At 65.8% G+C, this 25536-nt stretch carries 21 protein-coding genes; 17 read left to right on the top strand and 4 right to left on the bottom strand.

Going from position 1 to position 25536, the window contains the following annotated elements; all coding sequences use genetic code 11:
- Positions 1–169 precede the first annotated feature (169 nt).
- From ACPXCG_RS02450 to ACPXCG_RS02420, 7 genes are all read left to right on the top strand, one after another.
- Positions 170–1063, top strand: coding sequence for a TauD/TfdA dioxygenase family protein (locus ACPXCG_RS02450; protein WP_425788744.1), 894 nt, complete (start codon positions 170–172; stop codon positions 1061–1063).
- A gap of 299 nt (positions 1064–1362) precedes the next feature.
- On the top strand, positions 1363–1740 hold the full coding sequence (locus ACPXCG_RS02445; protein ID WP_425788742.1) for an ArsR/SmtB family transcription factor: 378 nt from the start codon (positions 1363–1365) through the stop codon (positions 1738–1740).
- Positions 1737–2231: an SRPBCC family protein gene (locus ACPXCG_RS02440; protein ID WP_425788741.1), complete on the top strand. Its 495-nt coding sequence runs from the start codon at positions 1737–1739 to the stop codon at positions 2229–2231. Before ACPXCG_RS02445 ends, ACPXCG_RS02440 begins: the two co-directional genes overlap by 4 nt.
- Before the next feature lie 5 nt (positions 2232–2236).
- Complete coding sequence (locus ACPXCG_RS02435; RefSeq protein WP_425788739.1) at positions 2237–2821, top strand: TIGR03086 family protein; 585 nt, start codon at positions 2237–2239, stop codon at positions 2819–2821.
- 21 nt (positions 2822–2842) lie between these two features.
- Positions 2843–4288: a sigma 54-interacting transcriptional regulator gene (locus ACPXCG_RS02430; RefSeq protein ID WP_425788737.1), complete on the top strand. Its 1446-nt coding sequence runs from the start codon at positions 2843–2845 to the stop codon at positions 4286–4288.
- Between the two features lie 31 nt (positions 4289–4319).
- Entirely contained in the window at positions 4320–6317 is a 1998-nt protein-coding gene (locus ACPXCG_RS02425) for a VWA domain-containing protein (RefSeq protein ID WP_425788735.1), read from the top strand.
- Between the two features lie 111 nt (positions 6318–6428).
- A complete protein-coding gene (locus ACPXCG_RS02420) occupies positions 6429–7070 on the top strand; it encodes a DUF1707 SHOCT-like domain-containing protein (protein WP_425788733.1) in 642 nt (213 codons plus the stop codon).
- Position 7071: 1 nt separating this feature from the next.
- Here ACPXCG_RS02420 and ACPXCG_RS02415 read toward each other — a convergent pair whose 3' ends face one another.
- Positions 7072–8019, bottom strand: coding sequence for an AEC family transporter (locus tag ACPXCG_RS02415; protein ID WP_425788731.1), 948 nt, complete (start codon positions 8017–8019; stop codon positions 7072–7074).
- A gap of 123 nt (positions 8020–8142) precedes the next feature.
- On the opposite strand from ACPXCG_RS02415, the gene ACPXCG_RS02410 reads away from it, so the two are divergent.
- The 4 genes from ACPXCG_RS02410 (at position 8143) to ACPXCG_RS02395 (ending at position 12354) form a co-directional block, all read left to right on the top strand.
- Positions 8143–8877, top strand: a complete 735-nt coding sequence (locus ACPXCG_RS02410) for a DUF4190 domain-containing protein (protein ID WP_425788729.1) — start codon at positions 8143–8145, stop codon at positions 8875–8877.
- A 176-nt stretch (positions 8878–9053) separates the two neighbouring features.
- Entirely contained in the window at positions 9054–9227 is a 174-nt protein-coding gene (gene rpmF / locus ACPXCG_RS02405) for a 50S ribosomal protein L32 (RefSeq protein ID WP_124707982.1), read from the top strand.
- Between the two features lie 114 nt (positions 9228–9341).
- Complete coding sequence (locus tag ACPXCG_RS02400) at positions 9342–9968, top strand: trimeric intracellular cation channel family protein (RefSeq protein ID WP_425788727.1); 627 nt, start codon at positions 9342–9344, stop codon at positions 9966–9968.
- 91 nt (positions 9969–10059) lie between these two features.
- Positions 10060–12354: a CocE/NonD family hydrolase gene (locus tag ACPXCG_RS02395; protein ID WP_425788725.1), complete on the top strand. Its 2295-nt coding sequence runs from the start codon at positions 10060–10062 to the stop codon at positions 12352–12354.
- Between the two features lie 3 nt (positions 12355–12357).
- Here the strand turns inward: ACPXCG_RS02395 and ACPXCG_RS02390 are convergent, their stop codons facing one another.
- Positions 12358–13128, bottom strand: coding sequence for an SDR family oxidoreductase (locus ACPXCG_RS02390; RefSeq protein WP_425788723.1), 771 nt, complete (start codon positions 13126–13128; stop codon positions 12358–12360).
- 180 nt (positions 13129–13308) lie between these two features.
- On the opposite strand from ACPXCG_RS02390, the gene ACPXCG_RS02385 reads away from it, so the two are divergent.
- The 5 genes from ACPXCG_RS02385 (at position 13309) to ACPXCG_RS02365 (ending at position 19267) form a co-directional block, all read left to right on the top strand.
- Positions 13309–14268: an AurF N-oxygenase family protein gene (locus ACPXCG_RS02385; RefSeq protein WP_425788721.1), complete on the top strand. Its 960-nt coding sequence runs from the start codon at positions 13309–13311 to the stop codon at positions 14266–14268.
- Positions 14268–15842: an FAD-dependent oxidoreductase gene (locus ACPXCG_RS02380; RefSeq protein WP_425788719.1), complete on the top strand. Its 1575-nt coding sequence runs from the start codon at positions 14268–14270 to the stop codon at positions 15840–15842. The genes ACPXCG_RS02385 and ACPXCG_RS02380 overlap by 1 nt, the downstream gene beginning before the upstream one ends.
- 283 nt (positions 15843–16125) lie before the next feature.
- Positions 16126–16473 carry a molybdopterin oxidoreductase gene (locus ACPXCG_RS02375; protein ID WP_425788717.1) on the top strand — a complete coding sequence of 116 codons (348 nt, stop codon included), beginning with the start codon at positions 16126–16128 and terminating at the stop codon, positions 16471–16473.
- Entirely contained in the window at positions 16473–18953 is a 2481-nt protein-coding gene (gene nirB / locus ACPXCG_RS02370; protein ID WP_425788715.1) for a nitrite reductase large subunit NirB, read from the top strand. Before ACPXCG_RS02375 ends, nirB begins: the two co-directional genes overlap by 1 nt.
- Positions 18950–19267 (top strand): Rieske (2Fe-2S) protein, encoded by a 318-nt coding sequence (locus tag ACPXCG_RS02365; protein WP_425788713.1) that lies wholly within the window; start codon positions 18950–18952, stop codon positions 19265–19267. The genes nirB and ACPXCG_RS02365 overlap by 4 nt, the downstream gene beginning before the upstream one ends.
- A gap of 61 nt (positions 19268–19328) precedes the next feature.
- Here the strand turns inward: ACPXCG_RS02365 and ACPXCG_RS02360 are convergent, their stop codons facing one another.
- Together ACPXCG_RS02360 and ACPXCG_RS02355 are read right to left on the bottom strand one after the other, a co-directional pair.
- A complete protein-coding gene (locus ACPXCG_RS02360; protein ID WP_425788711.1) occupies positions 19329–19658 on the bottom strand; it encodes an endonuclease domain-containing protein in 330 nt (109 codons plus the stop codon).
- A 739-nt stretch (positions 19659–20397) separates the two neighbouring features.
- Complete coding sequence (locus ACPXCG_RS02355) at positions 20398–24522, bottom strand: molybdopterin-dependent oxidoreductase (protein WP_425790453.1); 4125 nt, start codon at positions 24520–24522, stop codon at positions 20398–20400.
- A gap of 269 nt (positions 24523–24791) precedes the next feature.
- Between ACPXCG_RS02355 and ACPXCG_RS02350 the strand changes: the two genes are divergently transcribed.
- Complete coding sequence (locus tag ACPXCG_RS02350; RefSeq protein ID WP_425788709.1) at positions 24792–25478, top strand: response regulator transcription factor; 687 nt, start codon at positions 24792–24794, stop codon at positions 25476–25478.
- Positions 25479–25536 lie beyond the last annotated feature (58 nt).

Raw genomic sequence — 25536 nt, 5'->3', positions numbered from 1 at the left:
GCAGGTGTCGTGTGGTCCGTCCGCGCACACCTCGTGACTCCTGCCGGATCGGGGAAGGTCGCGACGACCGGGGTCCACCGGATGAACTGGTCGGACGGATCGCATCATGGATCGCCTCCGGGAGATGACGGAGCCCATCCCAACCAGCGCGATCCGAGAAGGACCATCCATGACTCTCTCCATCACCCCGTCCTCCGGCATCACTGACACTCTTTCCGCAGGTGTCGAGTTCGACATCGATGAGCTCGGTCCGTCCTTCGGTGCCGAGATCCGCGGCATGAACATCGCATCCGCCTCCGACGACCAGATCGTCGCCCTCCGTCGCGCTCTGATCGACTACAAGGTGATCGTCCTGCGCGACCAGCAGATCGACGATGCCGAGCACATCGAGTTCGGCCGTCGGCTGGGGGATCTCACCTTCGGGCATCCGGTTTGGAACAGCGGTGATGTTCCGGGTGAGGTCTACTCGCTCGACAGCGCCGACGACGGTTTCGCCGACGTCTGGCACACCGACGTCACGTTCATGCCACGTCCTCCGATGGGTTCCATTCTTCGGCCGGTCGTGTTGCCGCGCAACGGAGGCGACACGAATTGGGCCGACGCAGAGATGGCATACGAGTCGCTGTCGGAGCCGGTGCGCCGCCTGGCCGATTCGCTGACCGCAGTGCACGACGGCAACCGTGCGTTCGGCTACTACCTCGAGCAGCGTCGTGGCGGTCGCGGAAATACCTGGGACGGAGCGGAAGTCACCGAACTCGTGCCGGTCACTCATCCGGTGGTGCGTATCCACCCGGAGACCGGCCGCAAGTCGTTGTTCGTCAATCCGGGGTTCACCTCGCATATCGACGGGGTCTCCGATGCGGAGAGCCGCGGGATCCTGGATCTCCTCTATGCCCACATGACGAAGCCCGAGCACATCGTTCGGCACCGGTGGCGTCTGGGCGACGTCGTCCTCTGGGACAACCGCAACACCTTGCATTACGCGAACCGCGACTACGGCGACATCCGCCGTGTGATGCATCGGATCACACTGCGGGGCGACGAGCCCATCGGTCCCGCCTGACCCTTCGCTCCTCAGGGTCGGATAACGACGCGCGTCATTCTGCTGATCGAGTAGCGGCCGAGGCGCCGGCCGAGGGCGGGTATCGAGATCACGAGCGTGGCCTCGATACGGGCTCCGCTGGCGCTCCGCCCTACTCGGCCGGCAGGTGGTGGCTCCGCTGGCGCTCCGCCCTACTCGGCCGTCAGGTATTGGGCTCCGCCTTACCCCGCCGGTGCCGGATTCGTATTCAACCAAACGGTTGACAATGACGACAGCAGCGCGCAAGGTTGTATTCAACCAAACGGTTGAGGAGGGGTCAGGTGGCCGACGAGCTGTCAAAAGTGTTCGCCGCTCTCGCGGATCCGACCCGGCGCGACATGGTGGCGCGGTTGGCGGTTTCCGATGCGACGGTGAGTCAGCTCGCCGACCCGTACGACGTCAGCGTCCAGGCGGTGTCGAAGCATCTGAAGGTGCTCGAGGAGGCCGGTCTGGTGACCCGTACCCGGGAGGCGCAGACCCGCCCGGTCCATCTGGAAGCGGAGGTGTTCGACCTCATGACCAAGTGGATCGAGCGTTATCGCAGGCAGGCCGAAGAGCGCTATCAGCGACTCGATGCCCTGCTCGCGGACATGAACGACGGCCCCGCGGCACAACGTCGCGAGGAGAAGAGACCACGACGGAGAGGAAAGGCATCATGAGCGCAGTACAGACCCGTTATCCGGAGGCCGCGATCGAGGCCGACAAGGAGGTCCCGATCATCCGGATCACCCGCGATTTCCGCGGTACGCCCGCCCAGCTGATGAAGGCGCACACCGATCCCGAGCTGTTCGTCCGGTGGGTTGGGCCGAGCTCGATCAGTAGTCGGATCATCGACTGGGATGTCCGTGACGGGGGCAGCTGGCGATACGTGTCCGAGCGCGACGGCGAGCAGTTCGGCTTCCGGGGATGTTTCCACTCGGTCTCCGACGACAAGGTGGTGCAGACCTTCACCTTCGAGGGGATGCCGGACCAGGTGGCCCTCGAGACCCTGTGGTTCGAGGACCTCGGCGATGGCACGACACGTCTGCATGCCCAGTCGCTGTGCGACAGCTTCGAGGCGCGCGACGGATGGCTCGCATCGGGCATGGAGGTCGGCGTCAACGAGGGATACGACGCACTCGAGAACCTGCTCACGTCAGGTGAGGTGTGAGTCCGGTGGCCGAGTCGATCGTCGGGCTCTCCCCGGCCGAGCGCCACCGTGCCGTCGCCGACGGCTTCGACGCGCAGATCTCCGACGTCTCGGATTGGGATGCGCCGACGCCGGTCGACGGATGGGTGGCACGTGATGTCGTCGCCCACCTCGTCGAGTGGTTCCCCGGTTTCCTCGCCGGGGGAGGTGTGGAACTGCCGGCAGGGCCGCCGGTCGCCGACGATCCGTCGGCCGCGTGGAAGGCGCATGCGGCAGCCGTTCAGGCGTTGCTCGACGGCCCGTCCGCCGACGACACCTTCACCCATCCGATGGCCGGTGAACACCGGTTGGCCGACGCGATCGACCAGTTCTACACCGCCGACGTCTACATGCACACGTGGGATCTCGCGGCATCGGCCGGCCATGCGCCGGCACTGGACCCGGCGTTCGCCGAGCACCTGCGCTCGGGGATGGTCGGGATCGAGGAGATGCTGCGGGCGTCGGGTCAGTATGGGCAGGCGGTGGCGGTGGCGGATGACGCAGACCCGGTGAGCCGGCTCGTCGGGTTCATCGGCCGCGATCCGGAGTGGTCCCCACCTTCGCCGAGGTGACCGCGTACACCGCGGAGTACCGTGGATCGGGTGCCAGAGGAGAACTTCACCACACATACCTCCCAGACCACCGAAACCCATCACCCGTCGCCCCGAACGCTGGGTGAGCTGCGCGCGAGTGGCCACATCCAGCGCAGTGTGCGCGACGAGATCCGCAACAACCTGCTGAGCGCGTTGCGTGAGGGTCGCGATCCCTGGCCCGGCATCGTCGGGTTCGAGGGGACCGTGATCCCACAACTCGAGCGGGCGTTGATCGCCGGACACGACGTGGTGATGCTAGGTGAACGCGGTCAGGGCAAGACCCGCATCCTGCGAACGCTGGTCGGCCTGCTCGACGAGTGGACTCCGGTCATCACCGGTTCCGAACTCGGCGAGCACCCCTACGAGCCGATCACCCCGGGATCCATCCGCAAGGCGGCCAACCTGCTCGACGATCTGCCGATCGAATGGCGCCATCGCAGCCAGCGTTACGCCGAGAAGCTCGCCACCCCCGATACCTCGGTCGCCGACCTGGTCGGCGACATCGATCCGATGAAGGTGGCCGAGGGGCGCAGCCTGGGCGATCCGGAGACCATCCACTTCGGTCTGATCCCACGGTCCCATCGCGGCATCGTCGCCATCAATGAGCTCCCCGACCTCGCCGAGCGCATCCAGGTGTCGATGCTGAACGTCATGGAGGAGCGTGACATCCAGGTCCGTGGCTACACGCTGCGGCTACCGCTCGACGTCCTCGTGATGGCCAGTGCGAACCCGGAGGACTACACCAACCGCGGCCGCATCATCACACCGCTCAAGGACCGTTTCGGCGCCGAGATCCGGACGCACTACCCCCTGGAACTCGACGACGAGATCGCCGTCATCGAGCAGGAGGCCGACCTCACCGCGACAGTCCCGACCTTCATCACCGAGATCCTCGCGCGGTTCACCCGCTACGCACGCGATCATCCGTCGATCGATCAACGCTCGGGTGTCTCCGCGCGCTTCTCGATCGCAGGGGCGGAGACGGTCGCTGCCGCTGCACTCCATCGCGCGACGGTGACGGGGGAGGACGTGGCGGTAGCACGAGTTGTCGACCTGGAGTCGGTGATCGAGGTGCTGCGCGGCAAGATCGAGTTCGAGTCCGGGGAAGAGGGGCGCGAACTCGAGATCCTTGAACACCTGATGCGTAAATCGGTCGCCGACACCGTGCGCGCACATCTCGGCGGCATCGACATGGCCCCGCTGGTCGACGCATTGGAGAACGGTGAACCCGTGGTGACCGGAGACCGCGTCACTGCCGCCGATCTGCTCGGATCGATCCCCGACCCGGAGACCACGTCCGCGGTCCTCGACGACATCGCCGCTCGCCTCGATGCGGAGGTCGACGGCGAACGCGCCAGCGCGATCGAACTGGCGCTGGAAGGTCTCTTCCTCGCCCGGCGGATCGGCAAGGAAGCCGACGAGACCGGGCAGACGATCTACGGCTGATTTCGACAGCTGGAAACGGGAGCCGAACACCATGGTGCACAAGAGTTTCCATCGATCACGGTATCAGCGGTACGCCGGCGGCCCGGACCCGCTGGCGCCGCCGGTCGATCTTCGGGAAGCGTTGCGGGACATCGGCGACGACGTCATGGCAGGCACTTCGCCACAGCGCGCCCTGCGGGAGTTCCTGCGCCGCGGCTCGCCCGACATGCGGGGGCTGGACAAGCTCCGCGAGCAGGCCGAACGCCGTCGTCAGGAGTTGCTGAAGCAGCGGAATCTCGACGGTACCTTCGCCGAGATCCGCGAACTGCTCGACCGTGCGGTCCTCGAGGAACGCAAGCAACTCGCGCGCGACCTCGACGACGACGCGCGGTTCAAGGAGATGCAGATCGGCAGTCTCCCGCCGTCGACCGCGCAGGCCGTCGAGGAACTGTCGGGATACGATTGGCGCAGCCAGCAGGCACGCGAGGACTACGAGAAGATCAAGGATCTGCTCGGGCGGGAACTCCTCGACCAGCGTTTCGAGGGGATGAAAGATGCCCTCGAAGGCGCGAATGAGCAGGACCGGCAACGTGTCTCGGAGATGCTCTCCGATCTCAACGAGCTGCTCGATGCGCATAACCGCGGCGCGGACACCACAGATCAGTTCAACGAGTTCATGGACAAGCACGGGGACTTCTTTCCGGAGAACCCGAGTAACACATCCGAACTCATCGATTCGCTGGCGCAGCGTGCGGCCGCGGCCCAGCAGTTCTACAACTCGCTCACACCCGAACAGCGCGCGGAACTGGATCAGCTCGCCCAGCAGGCCTTCGGATCGCCGGAACTCATGAGCCAGCTGGCGCAGATGGATTCGGCACTGCGCGAGGCGCGGCCGGGTCTCGACTGGGACAACGCGCAGTCGTTCTCGGGGGACCAGCAGATGGGGCTGGGGCAGGGGGCCGCCGCGTTACGCGACATCTCCGAGCTGGAGGCCCTCAGCGAGCAGTTGTCCCAGCAGTACGCCGGTGCCCAGATGGATGACCTCGACCTCGATGCCCTCGCCCGCCAGCTCGGCGACGAGGCGGCGGTCGACGCGCAGCGCCTCGCCGAGCTGGAGAAGGCCTTGTCCGAGGAGGGATTCTTCGATCGCACCTCCGACGGACAATTGCGGCTGAGCCCCAAGGCGATGCGGCAGCTCGGACAGTCGATCTTCCGCGACATCGCCGAGCAACTATCGGGGCGCGGAGATCGGCAGACCCGCCGAACGGGTGCCCTCGGCGAGCCGATGGGGGCGTCACGCGAATGGGAGTTCGGCGACACCGACCCCTGGGACGTGACCCGCACGGTCTCGAACGCGGTGTTGCGCACCGTTTCGGAGAGTGACGAGCCGTCGTTGATGTCGGCGGAGATGGCCCGCGGTGGCGTGCGTATCGACGTCCGTGACGTGGAGGTCGCCGAGACAGAGGCCCGTACCCAGGCTGCCGTCGTGCTGCTGGTGGACACCTCGTTCTCGATGGAGATGGAGGGCAGGTGGACGCCCATGAAGCGCACGGCCATCGCGCTCAATCACCTGATCTCCACCCGCTTCCGCAGCGACGAACTGCATCTGATCGCATTCGGCAGGTATGCCAGGTCCATCGACATCGCCGAGCTGACCGGGCTGCAGCCGCGGATGGAACAGGGGACCAACCTGCATCACGCCCTGCTGCTCGCCCAGCGTCACCTCCGCAGGTTCCCGAATGCGCAACCGGTGGTCCTCGTCGTCACCGACGGTGAACCGACCGCGCACCTCGATCCCAGCGGCGAACCGTTCTTCTTCTATCCGCCACACCCACAGACGATCGCGGTCACCGTCCGCGAACTCGACCACGTGTCGCGGCTCGGAGCCCAGGTGACGTTCTTCCGGCTCGGCGAGGATCCCGGTCTGGCACATTTCATGGATCAGATCGCCCGGCGGATCGGTGGGCGTGTGATCGCGCCGGACGTCGACGGACTCGGCGCCGCGGTGGTCGGGGACTACCTGCGATCGCGGCGCGGTCATCGACGATGAATCGGAGCTTCTCAGGGTGGCGGATCAGGGTTTCCTGGGTGTCTGTGAAGTAGGGCGACCGACGGAAATCAGGGTGGTCGCGCCGAAGTGCGCCCACTAGGCTCGAACCCTGTGACAACCCCCGAGGATCTACCGGCCCCCGACGACCGCCGAGCCCGTCTGCGGGCCGCCGACACCGATCGTGAACTCGTGCACCAGATCCTGTCCGCCGCGATGGCCGGTGGCAGCCTCTCGCCCGCCGAATACGAGGAGCGTGCCGGGAAAGCCGTTACGGCCAAGACTTTCGGTGAGCTCGACGAGCTCACCGACGATCTACCGGTCGGTCAGCTCGGAGTGCCGATGCCCTTCGTCGGTGAACCCTCTGTCAGTCGGGTCGTCACGGGCTCGGGTCGCTCGCCGGTGGCACACCGATTCGCGCTGATGTCGGCCGCCGAGATCAAGGGCACCGTCGTCGTCGCGGACAGCATCACCGCCACCGCGATCATGGGCGCCGTGGAGATCGACCTCCGGGACGCCGAGTTCACCGCTGCGGTCCTCACCATCCGCTGCACCGCGATCATGGGGTCCGTCGACATCACCGTGCCGCCCGACGTCGGCGTCGAGGTCAACGGGTGGCCGATCATGGGCGGATTCGGTGGCCGCGCGACGGGGCCGGGTATGCCGGGTGCGCCGACCGTCCGGGTCGTCGGGTTCGCGCTGATGGGTGGCGTCGAGGTCAAGCGCAAGGACCGCAAGCAGCGGACACCGTCGTAGTTCAGGCGAGCAGAAAGGCGATGATCCCGATCGCGGGAATGGACGCCAACGTGGTGATCAATGCGGTGTCGCGAGCCATGATCTGCGCACGTCGATACCGGGTCGCGTAGACGAGCACATTCTGGGCCGTCGGCAGAGCGGCGATCACCACCTGGGCGAACAACTGATGGCCCGTTTCGCCGAATCCCCACCGGGCCACGACATAGACCAGCGCGGGCATCGCGACCACCTTGAGGACCGAGGCCAACGCGATCGCCCGGCGCGGGCTCTGGCCCTTCTTGAAGACGGCGACCCCGGTCAACGACAATCCGAACGCGAGCAGGGCGCCCGGCACCGACGCGTTGCCCAGCATCTTCATCGGCTCCATGACCGCGGCCGGCGGCATCCAGCCGACCGCGGAGATCACCAGTCCGGCCACGCCGCCGACAACGATCGGGTTGGTCAGGGGCGCGACCACGGCATCTCGGAGCGTGGACGTGCGCGGTGAGGTCCCGGTGGCCGGATCGGAGACCGTGAGGTCGAGGGTGATCAGTGCCATCGGCGAGTACACCAGGATCTGGAACAGCAGGAGCGGGGCGATGAACGACGCGTCGTCGAGGACGAAGATGGCGATCGGGAGTCCGAGGTTCACGCTGTTCACGTACGACGACGCGAGGCCGCCGATCGCGAGTTCGGGGATCTCACTGCGAATCCAGAGCCGTGCGACCACGACGTAGATAACGCCGATGGCGAGTGCGCTGCCACCTGCGATGACCAGCGTCGTCGAAAAGATGACGGACAGGTCCGACGTGATCAGCGAGTGGAACAGCAGGGCGGGTGTGCACACGAAGAAGACGAGCCGGGACAACACCTCGTGGGCACTGTCTCCGAGCACGCGGGTGCGGCCGAGGATGTAGCCGATCCCCACCATGATGAAGATGACGGTGAAGCCCGAGACCACTCCTGACACCGGGCCGAGTGTATTCACCGTGTTCGAGGCGACGTTCACAGGTGCGGGACCGGCATCGGTCGACGACGCGATCGGATCACCCATCCGTTCGCATACGCTGGGGATCGTGGAAAGGACCATTCGATGACGAATCCGACCGACGGCCCCCAGAATCCACAGGACGATCGCGCGGCAGGTGACCAGAACGAGCCGGTGACCGATCGGTCACCGGCCGCCGACCAGGCCCCACAGCCGGAGTCGCCGACGACCCATTCCGAGGGCTGGCAGTCGTACGGGACGGGCCCTCAGTACGGGACGGAATCTCAGTACGGGACGACTCCCGAGTATGGCTCCGCCCCGCAGTACGGCACAGCACCCCAGTACGGCACGGCACCCCAGTACGGCACGGCACCCCAATACGGCACAGCACCCCAATACGGCACAGCACCCCAGTACGGGTCCGCCCCGCAGTACGGCGCTGCACCCCAATACGGTGCGGCACCCCAATACGGTGCTGCTCCGCAATACGGCACCGCACCTCAGTACGGGACGGCACCTCAGTACGGGACGGCACCTCACTACGGCGCACCTTATGGTGCGGGCTATCCGGGGATGCGTCAGACCAACGGAAAGGCGATCGCGGCGCTGATCTGCGGTATCGGATCGTTTCTCGTCTGTCCCGGTGTGCTCGGTGTGGTGGCGGTGATCCTGGGCAACTCGGCCCGCGACGAGATCGAGGCATCGGCGGGAACTCAGGACGGCGAGGGCATGGCCAAGGCCGGACTCATCCTCGGATGGATCTCCATCGCGTTGGTGGTGATCGTCCTGCTGATCGTGCTGATCGTGCTGATCGCCGGAGCGTTCGCCACGTCGTCGTAGACCCGGCAGGGACGACGTTTTGGAGCTTGGGCCACGGGCCGGTAGTCTGGGGAGGTTGTGTGCCGCGCCTGACCGGCTCGAAAGCTGTGACAGTCCGGGCGCACGGATCGACGGGACCTACCGACAGTCATGCCGGACGGTTCCCACGGACTCGCACGTAGGAGAAGGGCTCAACCATGGCTGTACCCAAGCGCCGGATGTCGCGGGCGAACACCCGCAGCCGTCGTTCGCAGTGGAAAGCGGACAACCCGGCATTGCAAGAGGTGAAGGTGAACGGCGTCGCACAGCGCATTCCGCGTCGTCTCGTGAAGGCGGCCAAAGCCGGCATCATCGACCTGGATCGCCGCTGAGCGCATACCGCTGACTTCGACGTCACGTCGAAGCCGCGAATACTTTCACAACGACCGCCCCGGCCCGCCGGGGCGGTCGTTGTTGTGCTCGCCGGCTGCTGACACCATGATCGGGTGCTGCAAGACATCCTCAACGACATCGGGATCGTCGTCTTCGCCGCTTCCGGTGCGCTGCTGGGTGTGCGCAAGGATTTCGATCTCTGGGGCATTCTCACGGTCGGTGCGCTGACCGGCGTCGGCGGCGGCATCCTCCGCGACGTCCTGCTGGGGATCACCCCACCGACCTCGGTCGAGAACTGGCCGCCCATCGTCGTTGCCACGGTGGCAAGCCTCGTGGTCTTTTTCTTTCACCCGGCGTTCTCCGAGTTGCGCCGTAGTGTCTTGCTGCTCGACGCGATCGGCATGGGCCTGTTCGCCACCAGCGGCGCCTCCATCGCGATCGATCAACACGCGAGCGCGTTCGCCGCGACTCTCGTCGGTCTGCTGACGGCCGTGGGCGGCGGCATCCTTCGCGATGTCCTGGCCAACGAGATCCCGTTGTTGCTGCAACCCGCCGATCTCTATGCGGTTCCTGCTCTCCTGGGAGCCGGGGTCGTCGGAGTCGGCGCCACCTATTCGTCGGTGCCCACCTGGGTGTGGTTGGCGGTCGGCACGGTGCTCGCCACCGGGCTGCGGATCACCGGGCTGGTGTTCGGCTTGCGGCTACCGACCGCGCCGAGCGGTCTGCGGCGTCGCAACTGACCGGCCTTCGCTCCCTGAGCCGTTGTGATCCGACCGATCGAAATGCGTCGGTTTTGTCGCCGGGGACCGGAGGGTCACATATCTTGCTCGGATGAACCGGAAGTGGGGGAGGCCCGGTCTGTGTGGTCGGGTGGTCGGGCTGTCGGTGGTGCTCGTCGCGGTGTGTGTGCTCGGCGCGACGGGTGTCGCCCAGGCCGCACCGGATGCGGGGCGCGGTGCGGGAAGTGTGACGCAGGCCTACCTGCTCGGGGCGAGTCCCGGAGCCGGTGTCGCCCTGCGGAACGGCGCGGGACAGGTCGTCGGGGCGGGCCACGTCGACCGGCTCGGCTCATTCCTCGTCAGGGAACTCGGCCCCGGTCCCGGCTATCGCTTCGAGGTGAACGGACGGTCGGGTAACACCTTCGCGGTTCTCGACGGTCCGACGCCACCACCGGACACGCTGTACCGACAGCCCCTGAGGCAGGGGCTGAACTACATCCGGGTGCGCGACGGCGTGACCCTGGCGGCAGTTGTGCATCCGCCGGTGGGAAAGACCTTGGCAGACGGCCCGTTCCCGACAGTGATCGAATACTCGGGTTATCAGACGGCCGCGCCCCATGACTTCGTGATCGGCGCGATCGGTGGCGCGGCCAACCGCCCCGATCCGCTGGCGCCCGCCGTCAGTACGAATCTCGGCGGCATCGTCGCACCCACTGCCGGTTTCGCCACGGTCAGCCTGCAGATGCGCGGGAGTGGTTGTTCTGGTGGGGCTTTCGACCTGTTCGACTATCCGACCGTCTACGACGGCTACGACGTGATCGAGACCGTGGCACGTCAGCCGTGGGTTGCCGGCCACCGCGTCGGAATGGTGGGCATCTCGTTCTCCGGGATCTCCCAGATCTCGGTTGCGGGCACCCGTCCGCCGAGCCTCGCGGCCATCGCGCCGATGAGCATCACCGACGACCTGTACTCGACGGGATTCCCCGGCGGCATATTCAACACCGGCTTCGCGAACACGTGGCTCGCCGAACGCCAGGCCGACGCCCGTCCTGCGCCCGACGGCGGCCAGCCCTACGCCCGCGAACTGGTGCGTCGCGGTGATCGCGTGTGTGCGGCCAACCAACGACTCCGACTGCAGACGCAGGACGTCGAGCAGCTGGTCGAGCAGAACCCGACGCGAACCCCGGCCCTGTTCGATCATCGTGCGCCCGCGTACTGGGCGTCGAAGATCACCGTGCCGGTCTTCCTCGCCGGCGCCCTTCAGGACGAACAGACCGGCCCCCAATGGACCTCCGTCATCGGTCAACTGCGCGGAAATCGCAATGTCTGGGTCCGGGCAGTCAACGGTGCCCACATCGACTCGATGGACCCGCAGATCCTCGGGCCGTGGAACGAATTTCTCGATCTCTTTGTGGCCCAGCGTGTACCGCAGACCAAGCCCGCCCTCACCGCATTGGCTCCGGTGCTCTACGAGTCGACCACGGGCACACCCGGACGGCCCGTGGTCACGTCCCGGTTCCCACTGGCCACCTCGCTCGCCGCGGCGCGTGCCGCGTTCGCCCGCGACCCGCGGGTGCAGATCTTATTCGGGTCGGGTACCGACCCTGGCACGGCCGGCGGTCCGGGGAATCTGTCGTCGCCGTGGTCGGCCGGCTTCGGCGCGTGGCCGCCCGCAGCGGTGGGCGACGGGCAGCGATTGACCCTCGATGCGGGTGGCCGGCTGACGGCTGATCCGGCCGGTCCGTCGTCGATCTCTTTCCGACCGGACCCGGCTGCGCGGCCGGGAGGAACCCTCGACGTGGTCGGTCCGTCACAGCTGCCGTGGAAGGCCTTGCCCCGCTACGACTGGGCGTCGGTGCCGGGTCGGTCGGGGGTTGGCTTCGTGTCCGCTCCACGGCCGGTGGATGCGGTTGCCGTCGGACCCGCGAGTCTCGATCTGCGGCTCGCGTCCTCGGCGCCGGACACCGACCTACAGGCCACCATCTCGGAGATCCGCCCCGACGGCAACGAGACCTATGTGACCTCGGGGTATCTGCGCGCATCGCTGCGCCGGGTGAATGCGGCTGCGACACCGCTGGATCCGAGGCGGGACTGGGTGGCACCGCAACCACTGGCAGGCGGCTTCCAGACGGTGCGGATCGCCCTGAATCCCATCGCATATCCGTTCCGGGCCGGCTCCCGGATCCGGGTCACCATCACCGCTCCCGGCGGGGACCGGACATCGTGGCGCTTTGCGACACCGGCCACCGGCGGTCGCGTGGTCGACAGCATCGCGCTCGGGGCGGGTGGCTCTGCGCTGATTCTGCCGATCGTGCCGGGGATGCGCGCAGGAACACGGCTGGGCGCATGCGAAGGGCTCCGCGGCCAGCCGTGCCGGCGCTATTCGAGCGCGTTCAACGGCGGGTGATCGCTACTGGGCGATGAACTTGTTGACGGCCCGGTTGAGGAAATTCGGGATGAACTTCGCGGCGTTGCCGAGGAACAGTGTCTGCGCGCCCACCGAGTAGCTGGTGCGGTGCAGGAGCTTGTCCTGCCGGGTCGGATGCACCGACTCCCAGACCTTCTCGGCGACCTGCTCGGGGGTGATCCGCACGCCGAGAGTCTTTGTCGACTTGGCGTCGTTGTCGGCGAGTGCGGTCTTCGCCCACAGCGGCCAGATACCCACGACGCGGATGTCGTCTTGCTCCCATTCCAGTTCGAGGGCCTCGGTCAGGCCGCCGACGAAGAACTTGGCAGCGCTGTAGGTGGCAATACCGGGCTGGCCGTAGATGGCCGAGGCCGAGGCGATGTTCACCAGGTGCGCGCCCGGTGTCGCCTTCAGATACGGAAATGCCGCTTGCGCTCCAAGTGCCACGCCGAGGGCGTCGATGTCGATCTGGCGTCGCACGGCGTCGGGCGAGATCTCGTGCAGCGGCCCCTCGACGAGGATGCCCGCGTTGTTGTCGAGCACGTCGAGACGGCCGTCGGTGTGCGAGGTGAAGTCGGCGAGTGCCTCGGCCCACTGCACGTGGTCGCGCACATCGAGCTTTCCGACGATCCAGCCGGGGTGATTCGCCTGCACCTTCGACAGCGCATCATCCGAGACGTCGTAGACACCGACCGTCCAGCCCTCCCGATCGAAGCGCTCGGCGGTCGCCAATCCGATACCAGACGCACCGCCGGAAATGAAGATCGATGACATGTGTGTTCTCCTGCCTTTGCCCAGTTGAGAGGGGATATCGAGCTAAGTTACCGGTCAGTATATGCCGGAGCCTGTTTACTCCCTCACACCCCGATGCTATCTTGACAACACGCATTGTCATAACAGTGCTCATTGTCAAGAAAGAACAGTTGTTCACCGACGACCTGGAGGTCGAATCCGATGACTGCAGCGATGGAACGGACGCAGAGCGACGGCGGCACGCCGGACCCGGCTCGCCCGGACAACGTCGTGAGCATGCGCGACCAGGGAACCAACGAGGTCTCCGAGCGCCTACTGGCGTCAGCTGCGCGCCTCTCCCGCAACGCGATGACCGAGATCGACTGGTCCGAGCCGATGGATCCGACGAAGTACGGCTGCAGTCCGGAGTGGTCGTCGCTGTACGGGACGGCCTACTGGGACGAGCTCAGCGAGGAGCAGCGCATCTCGGTGACCCGTCACGAGTTCGCGTCGATCATGAACATCGGCATCTGGTTCGAGATGATCCTTCAGGAGATGGTCATCCGGGACCAGTATCTCGGCGATTACCACAACCCCGAATTCCAGTTCGCACTTGTTGAGGTGGCCGACGAGTGTCGTCACTCGATCATGTTCGCCAAGGCCTCCGAAAAGATGGTCGGCACCTCCTACAAGCCGACCAAGAAGGTCGGACGGCTGGGCAAGCTTTTCAAGCGCACCGCCAAGAACGAGATCGCCTACGCCGGCATCCTCGTCGCGGAGGAGGTGCTCGACGTGTTCCAGCGAGGCTGCATGCGCGATGACCGGGTGCTCCCGTTCATCCGCACGGTCAACGAGATCCACGTGCTCGAGGAGTCACGCCACATGAAGTTCGCGCGTGAAGAGGTGCGGGAGTCCATGGAAGGCGTCGGCTGGGCGCGGCGTCAGTTCAGTGCCCTGTACGTATCGCTCGGCGCCTACTTCATCGTCACCAGCCTGGTGCAGAAGAAGGCGTTCGCCGATGCCGGACTCGACGCCGATCGTGCAGTCGCCGAGATGAATTCGAACTCGCACTTCCAGTCGATGATCCGCAGCAGCTGCGCGCATCTGATGGAGTTCCTCGACGAGGTCGGGCTGCTGACCCGCCCGGCGATGCACTACTACCGCAAAGCGAACATGCTCTGATGTTCGTCATCACCCAGTCCTGCTGCAGCGATGCAGCATGTGTGTCCGTGTGTCCGGTGAACTGTATCCACCCGACGCCGGAGGAACGCGGTTTCGGCAGTTCCGACATCCTGCACATCGATCCGGAGACGTGCATCGACTGCGGTGCCTGTGCTGATGCCTGCCCGGTCGATGCCATCTACCCGGCCGACAAACTGGGCACCCGCGACAAGGTGTTCATCGACATCAACGCGGATTTCTACAAGAACAACGCTGACATCACCTCCGGGTGGGATCAGGTCGAATACCCCGAGATCCCGAAACTTCCTGCAGGACTGCGGGTTGCGTTGGTGGGTACGGGACCGTCGGGCGGATATGCCCTGCGGACGATCCTCGACCGTACCGAGGCGCAGGTCACCGTGATCGACAAGCTGCCGACGCCGGGCGGGCTGGTCCGTGCCGGTGTCGCGCCCGATCATCCGGGTACCAAGGGCGTGCTGCGCGGGTTCGACCTGCTCTACCGCGACCCGCGGGTCACCATGGCGACCAACGTCGAGGTGGGTACCGACCCCGGGCAGATCACACCGGCCGAGTTGGCCGAACACTTCGACGCGGTGTTCTACGCCGTCGGTGCAAGTGAGTCACGGCGTCTCGGTATCGCCGGTGAGGATCTGCCGGGTTCGACGTCGGCGACCGATCTGGTGGCCTGGTACAACGCGGTTCCCGGCAAAGAGGCCCCGCCACTTCCTGCCGACGGCACCGATCGCGCGGTGGTGGTCGGCACCGGTAATGTCGCGCTCGACGTCGCGCGCATTCTCGTCTCCCCGCCGGAACTCCTCGCCACCACCGACATCGCGGATCGTGCTTTGCGGATCCTCGAGCAACAGAACATTCACGAAGTCGTGGTGCTGGGCCGGCGGGATCAGGCGAGTGCCGCGTACACCTCGGCGGAATATCGTGCGTTGTCGACCATTCCGGGCGTCGAGATCGTCGTCCACGACGATCCGTCGGCCGAGATCCCGGATCTCCGTGGGCCCGCCGACCAAAGCAAGCGCCGCATCGTCTTCCTCTTCCACACCTCGCCCGACGAGATCGTCGGAGAGCAACGCGTGGAGGGCGTGACGGTGCAGACCGGTGGCACCCGACACACCGTTGCCGCCGACCTCGTGGTGCGATCCATCGGTTACCGATCGACGCCGATCGCCGGCCTGCCCTTCGACGACGAACGCGGCGTGTTCCCGAACAGCGACGGCCGGATGCTCGACGACGACGGGAATGTCATCCGGGGCGCCTATGTCCTCGGATGGGCAAAGCGTGGTCCGAGCGGCGGCATCGGCACCAACAAGGTGTGCGCCGAGTCGACGGTCGAGGACTTCATCCGCGACGCCGCAGGCGGCCGACTCGAGCGAACGACCACGGAGTCCAAGGCGTTCGCCGCACTGCTGCGCAAACGTGCGCGGCATGTGATCGGCTATCGCGGCATGCGGGCGATCGACGTGAGTGAGCGGCGTCGGGGCCTCCCCCAGGGGCGGCCCCGGGTCAAGTACACCGACGTGGCCGACATGGTCGGCGCCGCGGGTTGGCGCAAGCGGTAGTGCTGGGGCGTAGATCTCGATACGCACGCTCGCTTCGCTCGCGGGCTACTCGATCGGCGAAAACCACGGGCAATCGCGGGCTACTCGGTCGGCGAGAATCTCCGCTGATCGAGTGGCGTGGACTCCGGTACCGCTGATCGAGTAGGTACCGAGCGCAGCGAGGCACCGTATCGAGATCACCGTATCGAGATCACCGTCGTTCGTGTCGGCGGTGAGGTCCTGACAATCGTCTTGTAACACCGAGGCAAGCAATGAGTCATGCGCGGTCGCGATAGTGGCACACATGTCCAGCACACCGCGGTTCCTGCAAGGCGTCTTCGCGTTCACCGGCACCGGACTCACCAAGCCGGGCCCGGTTGATCCGTCGCTGACCTTCGTGGTGCCGTCCGGGCTGACCGCCCAGCCGCTCTACTTCCGCGGCGGCAACAGTTCCGACGAACTGATCTACGTCACCCTGACACGCGACGGCACGCCGATGCGGATCTTCCCGATGGGGGCCAAGGCGTCGGTGAACGTGCCGCTGCGGGTGGTCGAGGACGTCGACCCGGACTCGACGCTCGAATTGGTACTCGCAGCCCCCGAGGGCGCCACCGGGGAAGTCGTCATCGATTTCGGGATGGTCGTGTTCTGATGCCGAAACGCAAGCTCGTCGTCGTCGGCAACGGGATGGCCGGTGCGCGCACCGTCGAGGAGATCCTGGCCCGCGGGGGTGCGGAGCTGTTCGACGTGACGATGATCGGTGACGAACCCTACGGCAACTACAACCGCATCATGCTCAGTCACGTCCTGTCCGGCGAGGCGTCGGTCGACGATGACGACCTGATGCTGAATCCGATGGCGTGGTACCGCGAGAACGGTGTCACGCTCTATTCCGGCGACAGCGCAGAGTCGATCGATCGCTTCGCCAAGACGGTCACCTGTGCGAGTGGGCGGGTCATCGACTTCGACTCGCTCATCATCGCAACCGGATCGAACACCTTCTTCCCCAACATGGATGGCCTTCGTGAACCGGACGGCCGACTCGCACGTGGCGTGTTCGGGTTCCGGACCATCGCGGATACCAACGGAATGCTGCAGATGGCGACCTCGCGCGACGACGTGCGCGCCGTGGTCATCGGCGGTGGCCTACTCGGCCTGGAGGCGGCGTACGGGCTGAAGACGCAGGGTCTCGAGGTGGATGTGGTTCATTCGCCGGGGCACCTGATGAATCAGCAGCTCGACGAACGCGGCGGAAAGGTGCTGCGCAACAAGATCGAAGAGCTCGGGGTGGGCGTGCACACGGGTAAGCGCACCACTGCGGTACTTCGCGCCGACGACGAGACCGTGGCCGGCGTGGGCTTCGCCGACGGCGAGTCGTTGCCCGCCGACATGATCGTTGTCACGGCGGGTATCCGGCCCAATGTCGAACTCGCCCGCGGTGCAGGCCTGGTCATCGAGCGCGGCATCGTCGTCGACGATCAGATGCGCTGTGAAGACGAGGGATTCATCTTCGCCGTCGGCGAGTGCGCGCAGCATCGCAGCGAGGTGTACGGCCTGGTGGCACCGCTGTGGGAACAGGCGGTGGTGCTCGCCGACGTCATCACGGGTGCGAATCCGTCTGCGGAATACCATGGTTCGCGTTTGACCACGAAGCTGAAGGTGGCGGGGGTCGATGTGGCGGCCATGGGTGTCAAGGGGCCCGAACGTGACGACGACGAGTTCGTCCAGTTCTACGAACCACGCAGTGGTACCTACAAGAGTGTGGTGGTCCGCGACAACAAACTGATCGGCGCGATGCTGCTCGGCGACATCTCCAAGGCGAACTTCCTCACGCAGGCGTTCGATGAGAAGGTGCCGTTGCCGGATGAACGTATCTCGATGTTGTTCGACATGGGTACACCGAGCGCTGAGACCGGTGCGGCCGAACTCGCCGACGACGTCCAGGTGTGCAACTGCAACGGAGTCACCAAGGGTGACATCGTCGGGTGTGTGCGGGGCGGTTGTACGAATGTCAGCGAGGTGTGTGCGGCCACGCGGGCCGGAAAGGGCTGTGGCTCCTGCAAGTCGCTGGTCGCCGACATCGTCGAGTTCGCGGCGGGGGACGCGCTCACCGCCGACGTGTCGGCCGATTGGTACGTGCCCGCAATCCCGCTGACCAAGCCGGAGCTCGTCGACGCGATACGTCGTCAGGATCTCCGCTCGGTGACCGATGTCTTCGCGGCGCTGGCACCGGGTGGCGAGGATGCCTCCGCGAAGATGCCGCTGGCCTCGCTGCTGCGCATGATCTGGGGTGCCGACTGGAAGCGGGAGCCGGGCGCGCTGTTCGTCAACGACCGCGTGCACGCCAACATCCAGCGCGACGGCACCTTCTCGGTGGTGCCACAGATGAAGGGCGGCGTGACGTCGCCGCAGCAGCTGCGTCGGATCGCCGATGTCGCGGAGAAGTACGACATCCCGATGATCAAGGCGACCGGTGGGCAGCGTATCGATCTGCTGGGGGTGAAGAAGGAAGACCTGCCGAAGGTCTGGCAGGACCTGGACATGCCGTCCGGCTATGCGTACGGCAAGTCGTTCCGGACCGTGAAGACCTGCGTGGGTACGGATTACTGCCGCTTCGGACTCGGCGACTCGACGCAGCTGGGGATCGACATCGAGACGCGGTATCAGGGACTGGAGTCGCCGGCCAAGCTGAAGTTGGCGGTCACCGGCTGTCCGCGTAACTGTGCCGAGGCGTTGTGCAAGGACTTCGGGGTGGTGGCGATCGGCGATGGCAAATGGGAGATCTACGTCGGCGGCGCCGCCGGCGCCCACATCCGCAAAGGTGATCTGTTCGCGACCGCGGACTCGCCCGACGAGGTGATCCGGTTGTGCGGCATCTTCATCCAGTATTACCGGGAACAGGCGAAGTGGCTGGAGCGGACCTACGCGTGGGTACCGCGGGTCGGCATCGAGGAGCTTCGCGCGATCCTGGTCGACGACCGCGACGGCATCGTGGCCGGTCTGCAGGAGCGGATCGACGATGCGGTGGCCGGCTATGTCGATCCGTGGCTCGATCGGGAGGAACCGAAGTCGCCGGCGCAGTTCACGTCGTCGTTGCCGTTGCTCCCGTTGCCGAAGGTGCCGGTTCGGTGACCCGCGTCGATACCGGGGTCGCGGTCGGGCCGATGGAGGATCTCTTGCCGGGCGAAGGTCGCGCGTATGCCGTCGGTGATCGTCAGATCGCGGTGTTCCGGATGGCCGATGGGACACTGCGGGCCACTGATGCGGTATGCCCGCACAAAGGTGGTCCACTCGCCGACGGCCAGTTCGACCTCGGTCAGGTCGTGTGCCCGTTGCACCAGTACGCTTTTCGATTCACCGACGGGGCGTGCACTTCCGAGGGGGTCGGGTCGGTCCAGACTTGCCGGGTGGAGGATCGCGACGGCCAGGTCGTGGTCTGGGTGTGAGTCGCTGTCCCAGATGACACCCGAGCGCGACTCCGAGGCGAGATGGAGCGCGTCGGCTCGCTCAGGTGTCGTCTGAGACAAGCTGTTTTCGCTCGACAACCGGCTTGAGGTGCTCACGGCGACGAATGAGGTCCAGGATGGTCTCCTCGACGTCCGGCCATTCGTGGACCACCTGGTGGTACGTAAGTCTGATGACGACGTACCCGAGTTCGACTGCTTTTCGATCGCGCTCGCGATCTTTCTCGAACTGTTCTTTGCTGCTGTGGGTTTCGTAGCCGTCAACTTCGATGATCATGGAGGTGCCGACAACAAAGTCGACGATGCCGACGGCCGGGATGGCGACCTGTGATCGGACCCCGATCCCGCGGGAGCGTAAGCGGAATCGGGTCATGGACTCCGTACCTGACTGTGCCTCACCTTCACATCGGTCGAGTAGGCGGCGGATGCGTGTCGGGGCCGAGTGAAACTGGACCTCGAGATCGGAGACGTCGAGCAGTTGGTGATTCAGGATCGAATCGCAGACCACCACGATGCCTTCGTCGTCCAGGCACTTGAGTGCGTGGCGCAGGGCGACCGTGAGCTCATCGACGCTGGACAGCTCTGATTCGGGTCTGCCGTACTGTTCGCAGAACGTCCTGTGCGTGCCGCGATGAGCGGTCGCGCGTGCGCGGACATGTACGACCTCCGATGTGCCAGGGACCCAGACTTCGTGAAGCCGAAGTGCGGACAGACAGCTGAGAACGCCGCCCGCTGATACTGCCGCCGCGACATCTTGGTTCGCCCAGGTTGTCGCGTACCAACCACGTCGCAGGCACCGCAGGACCCCACTCCTGATGGCGGTCCGGAGTTCGTTGCGGGTCATACCTGCTGAACAGAGTTGTTTCCAAGAAGCGACGCCGAAGCCGGCCGTCAGGACACCAGCGCAATCGGAATGAACCATTGCTGCAGCGTCGCATTTCGGAGTCGTCGAAAGCGGACGGTGACCTCGAGAGCGGCTTTCTGTGGATAAAAGAGGGACTGTGCAGTGTCCGCTGTCTGCGGTGTCCCAGATGACACTTGAGCGCGGCACGGCGGCAACTTATGGTTCGGTCGTCCGCTCAGGTGTCATCTGGGACAGCACCACAGCAGATTCAATAGACGTCGCGGACGTAGCGCTTGTCCGCGGCCAGCGCCTTCACGTATCCCTCGGCGCTCGTGGGTGCCAACTTTCCGTGCTGGGCGACCACACCTTTCAGCGCGGAGTCGACATCCTTGGCCATGCGTCCGGCATCGCCACAGACATAGATGTGCGCGCCGTCGTGTAGCCATCGGTATAGTTCGGCGCCGTGTTCGCGCATCCGGTCCTGTACGTAGACCTTTGAGGCCTGGTCCCGCGAGAAGGCCACGTCGAGTCTGGTGAGCACGCCGTCGGCCAGCATCGAGGTCAGCTCGTCCCGGTAGTAGAAGTCGGTCGCGGCATACTGCTCGCCGAAGAACAGCCAGTTCGGACCCGTGTGACCGAGCGCCTGCCGTTCGTGGAGGAAGGCCCGGAACGGTGCGATTCCGGTCCCCGGGCCGATCATGATCATCGGCGCGTCGGGATCGGTCGGTGGCCGGAAGTGGTTGGTGGAGTTGACGAAGATCCCGATGTCCTCGTCGTGGGCCTGGTCGGCGAGGAACGTCGAACAGACGCCGCCGCGGGGCGTGCCGTGCACGTTATATCGGACCGCGGAAACCGTCAGGTGCACCTCCTCCGGGCTCGACAACGGACTCGACGAGATCGAATACGACCGAGGTGTCAACGGTTTCAGCACGTTGATCCAATCGGAAGCCGACGCGTGCACGGGGTGGTCGGACAGCAGATCGACCGACTGGCGCCCCCAACTCCATTCCGCGAAACGATGCTTGTTCCCGCCGGCGGTCAGATCGCGCAGGTCGTCGTCCCCGGTCCGTTCCGCGACGAACCGGACCAGATCGTTGTTCACCTTGGCGAACTCGAGGCGTTCCCGCAACGCACGGCGCAGCGTCATCTCACCGGCATCGGGGAGGTCGACGACTTCGTCGCCGTCGAGGCGGGTCGCCGACAACCACTCCTCGATGAGGGCCGGATTGTTGCGCGGCCAGACGCCCAGGGCATCTCCCGTGCGGTAGGTCAACGAGTTGGGCGGTAGGTGAAATGCGAAGTTGCGAACGTCTTTCTGCGATCCTGCGCCATTGAGCTTGATGTTGCGGGCCAAGGACGTGACGAAGGGGTTCGTGCGGGAGTACGCGGTCGTGCAGTCAGCGGCTGGGCTCGGACGGTCCGAGGCGGATACACGAGGTCGGTTGCTGTCGCCGAGATCGTGGTTGCTGTCGGCAGGATTCGGGTTGCTGTCAGTGGTGGTGGTGCTCAGCGCACCGACGACCTGCTCGAGCCAACTGCCTGCCGTGTCCTCGAACTCGGGCTCGCAGTCGACACGATCGAGGATCCGAGAGCCGCCCAGCTCACCGATGCGTGCATCGAGTTTGCGTCCGTGGCCACAGAAGTCGTCGTAACTCGAGTCGCCGAAGGCGAGCACCGCGTACCGGACGCCGGAGAGGTCGGGTGCGTCGTCGGTGTGCAGTGCCTCCCAGAACTCACTCCCGTTGTCGGGTGGATCTCCGTCACCGGTGGTCGAGGTGACGAACAGGACTGTCTCGTGGTCGGGGAGCCCACCCGGGTCGCATTGGTCCATCGGGACCGTGGTGACGATGCGACCGGTGCCGGCGACGCGATCGGCGCACAGGGTCGCGAACTCTTCGGCATTGCCCATCTGCGACGCCCAGAGGACGGTGACCGCTCCGGCAGACCCCGCTTTGTCGGTGAGGTCGACGGGTGCCGACGCACCTGCGGAAAGTGTCTGGCGGGAGAACATTCCGGCCAACAGACCCGACACCCAGGTGCGGGTGTCGGGTGTCAGGGGCGCATCGGCAGGTAACACCGGGACCGCGCCGACCGGCGGATCGGCGCGTAGTCCACCGATGATCCCCGCGAGGTAGAGCTTCTCGCGGTCAGTGGACTGAGGGGCCGCGATCTCGGACACGCCGAGAAGGCCGGCGAGAGTGTTGATCACGGATTGCCCTTCGGGTGACGGAGGGGAATGTCCTGCTGTTGGTGCGTTCTCGGAACTCGCGGCGGCGGCCACGCGGGTCAGGGTCACCGCGCACACCTTGAACTCGGGTTGCTGCGACGTCGGATCGACGGCGTCGGAGGTGACCGCGTTGATGGCGAGGTCGTCGCCGAACATGTCGTTCCAGTGAAAGGGCACAAAGCAGTTGCCGGGCCGTACGCGATCGGAGATCGATGCCGGCAGAACCGCATGCCCTCGGCGCGAGGCCACCTCGACCCGATCGTCGGCGCTGATGCCGAGGCGCTCGGCATCGGTGGGATGGATCTCGACGAAGGGGCCCGGATTGAGTTTGTTGAGCTTCGCCACGCGCCCGGTCTTGGTCATGGTGTGCCATTGGTGCGGAAGCCGACCGGTGTTGAGCAGGAACGGGTGATCGTCGTCGGGCATCTCAGCGGGATCGACGTGCGGTCGGGCGAAGAACTGGGCACGACGGGACGGGGTGGCGAACGCCAAGGCCGGGGCGGAGCCGTCCTCGGCCCGATGCAGGGATTGGCTGACACCGTCGTTGAGATAGCGGATCGGGTTGCGGCCGTGTGGGTCCGAGTGGTCCACGAGATCGTCGGGTGGGCACGGCCATTGCATGGGCGTGCGGCGCAGGCCGTCGTAGGTCATTCCGCGCAGGTCGTATCCCGTGCGCGGATTGGCGAACTCACGGATCTCGTCGAAGACCTCCTCGGCGCTCGCATGGCCGAATGCGTCGGCATAACCCATCTCGCAGGCGATCCGGGCGATGATCTGCCAGTCGGGGATGGCCTGTCCCGGGGCCTCGACGGCCGGCTCGAACAGCGTGACGTTGCGTTCCGAGTTGACCATGGTGCCGGCGGATTCGGTCCACAGTGAGGCCGGGAGCGCGACGTCGGCGTAGGAGTTGGTCTCGGTGTCCGCGAAGGCGTCCTGGGTGATCACCAGCTCGGCCCGCTCCAGGCCGGCGATGACCGTCGACCGATTGGCTACCGAGGCAACCGGATTGGTGCAGATGATCCAGCAGGCGCGGATCTCCCCGTCGGACATCCGGCGGAACAGGTCGATGGTGCCGCCCCCGGCGTCGGTGCGCAGGGTGCCGGGCTCGAGCCCCCATTTCGCCTCGACGAAGGAGCGGTCGTCATCGGAGGTCACCGCACGTTGTCCGGGGAGTCCTGGACCCATGTACCCCATCTCGCGACCGCCCATTGCGTTCGGCTGCCCCGTGAGCGAGAAGGGTCCGCTGCCGAGCCGGCAGATCGCGCCGGTCGCGAGGTGAAGGTTGATGAGCGCGTTGGTGTTCCAGGTGCCGTGCGTCGACTGGTTGAGACCCATCGTCCAGCAGCTCATCCAGTTGTCGGCGGTGCCGATCATCTCGGCGGCGCGGCGCAGATCGTCGGCGGGGATGCCGGTGATCTCGCTGACCAGGTCGGGCGGGTACTGCGCGGCGAAGTCGGGCATCTGGTCGAAGCCGTCGGTGTACGACGCGATGAAGTCGTCGTCGGTGTGCCCGCCGGTGATCAGCAGGTGCAGCAGTCCGTTCAGGAGCGCGAGGTCGGTGCCGGGCTTGACCTGCAGGAAGAGGTCGGCTTTGTCGGCGGTGGCGGTGCGGCGCGGATCGACCACGATCAGCTTGGCCCCGGCCTTGATGCGGTCCATCATGCGCAGGTGCAGGATCGGATGGCAGTCCACGATGTTGGAGCCGATCACGAAGAAGAGGTCGGCGTGGTCGAAGTCCTGGTACGAACCCGGCGGACCATCGGCGCCCAGGGATTGCTTGTATCCGGTACCGGCGCTCGCCATGCACAGACGCGAGTTCGACTCGATCTGGTTGGTTCCGATGAATCCCTTGGCGAGCTTGTTGGAGAGGTACTGCGCCTCCATCGACATCTGGCCGGAGACGTAGAGCGCCACCGCGTCGGGGCCGTGTTGGTCGATGATCGTTCGCAATCGACGGGCGGTGTCGGTGATCACCTGATCCAGGTCGCCGGGTTGTGGAGTGGCGCCGCGTTCGGTGCGGATCATCGGGGCGCTCAGCCGACCACCGCCGGCGAGCATGTCGGCGGTGGTGGAGCCCTTGGTGCAGAGGCGGCCGAAGTTGGTCGGGTGGTCTTTGCGGCCGGTGGTCTTGAGGATCTGGCCCGATTCTCCGACGGACAGATCCATGCCGCACCCCACGCCGCAGTAGGCGCACAGCGATTGGACGATGCCGACGGATTTCACATGGTCCAGCGTCGGCGGGACGTGTTTCCTGATTCGAAGCGCCCAGTTACACGCCCATCAACTTGACCTCACAGGCACGCTCGATCCGTGTGCGGGGCAAAGGTGATCCGGACGCGATCTAGATCGGCCTGCGGCGTACCTGCGTGAACGGCCTCGACGACACACTTGTCGTCCTCAGACACATCTCAGCAGTTCACGATAAGACTGTAGGTATGCGCATCCTTGTGGTCGACGACGATCGGGCGGTTCGTGAGTCGCTGCGCCGGTCGTTGACCTTCAACGGGTACGGCGTGGACACCGCGGCCGACGGGTTGGAGGCTCTGGAGAAGATCGTCGCGGAACGACCCGACGTCGTGATCCTCGACGTGATGATGCCGCGGCTCGACGGTCTCGAGGTCTGTCGACGACTGCGGTCGGCGGGCGATGACCTGCCGATATTGGTGTTGACCGCCCGTGACTCGGTCTCCGAGCGTGTCTCCGGCCTCGACGCGGGCGCCGACGACTACCTGCCCAAGCCGTTCGCACTCGAAGAACTGCTGGCACGACTGCGAGCACTGCTACGACGCGCCACCCCGGAGGACGACATCGATTCCGAGGCGCTCGCCTTCGCCGACCTCACGCTCGACCCGGTGACCCGCGACGTCGCGCGCGGCGATCGGAGCATCAGCCTCACACGCACCGAGTTCGCGCTGTTGGAGATGCTGATGGCGAACCCGCGCCGCGTGTTGTCGCGCAGCCGCATCCTGGAGGAGGTCTGGGGCTACGACTTCCCGACCTCGGGCAACGCCCTCGAGGTGTATGTCGGCTATCTCCGTCGCAAGACGGAGGCCGATGGTGAAGACCGGCTGATCCACACGGTGCGAGGTGTCGGCTATGTGCTTCGGGAGACGCCACCCTAGTGCTCGCCGAACACACCGACCCCGCGTCGTCACCGGCGTCGCGCGGGTTCCTGCGGCG

The organism is Gordonia sp. DT218 (genome assembly GCF_049847105.1).
Taxonomy (GTDB): Bacteria; Actinomycetota; Actinomycetes; order Mycobacteriales; family Mycobacteriaceae; genus Gordonia.
The sequence above is the reverse complement of the archived record's forward strand: the minus strand, read 5'-3'. Positions and strand labels throughout refer to the sequence as shown.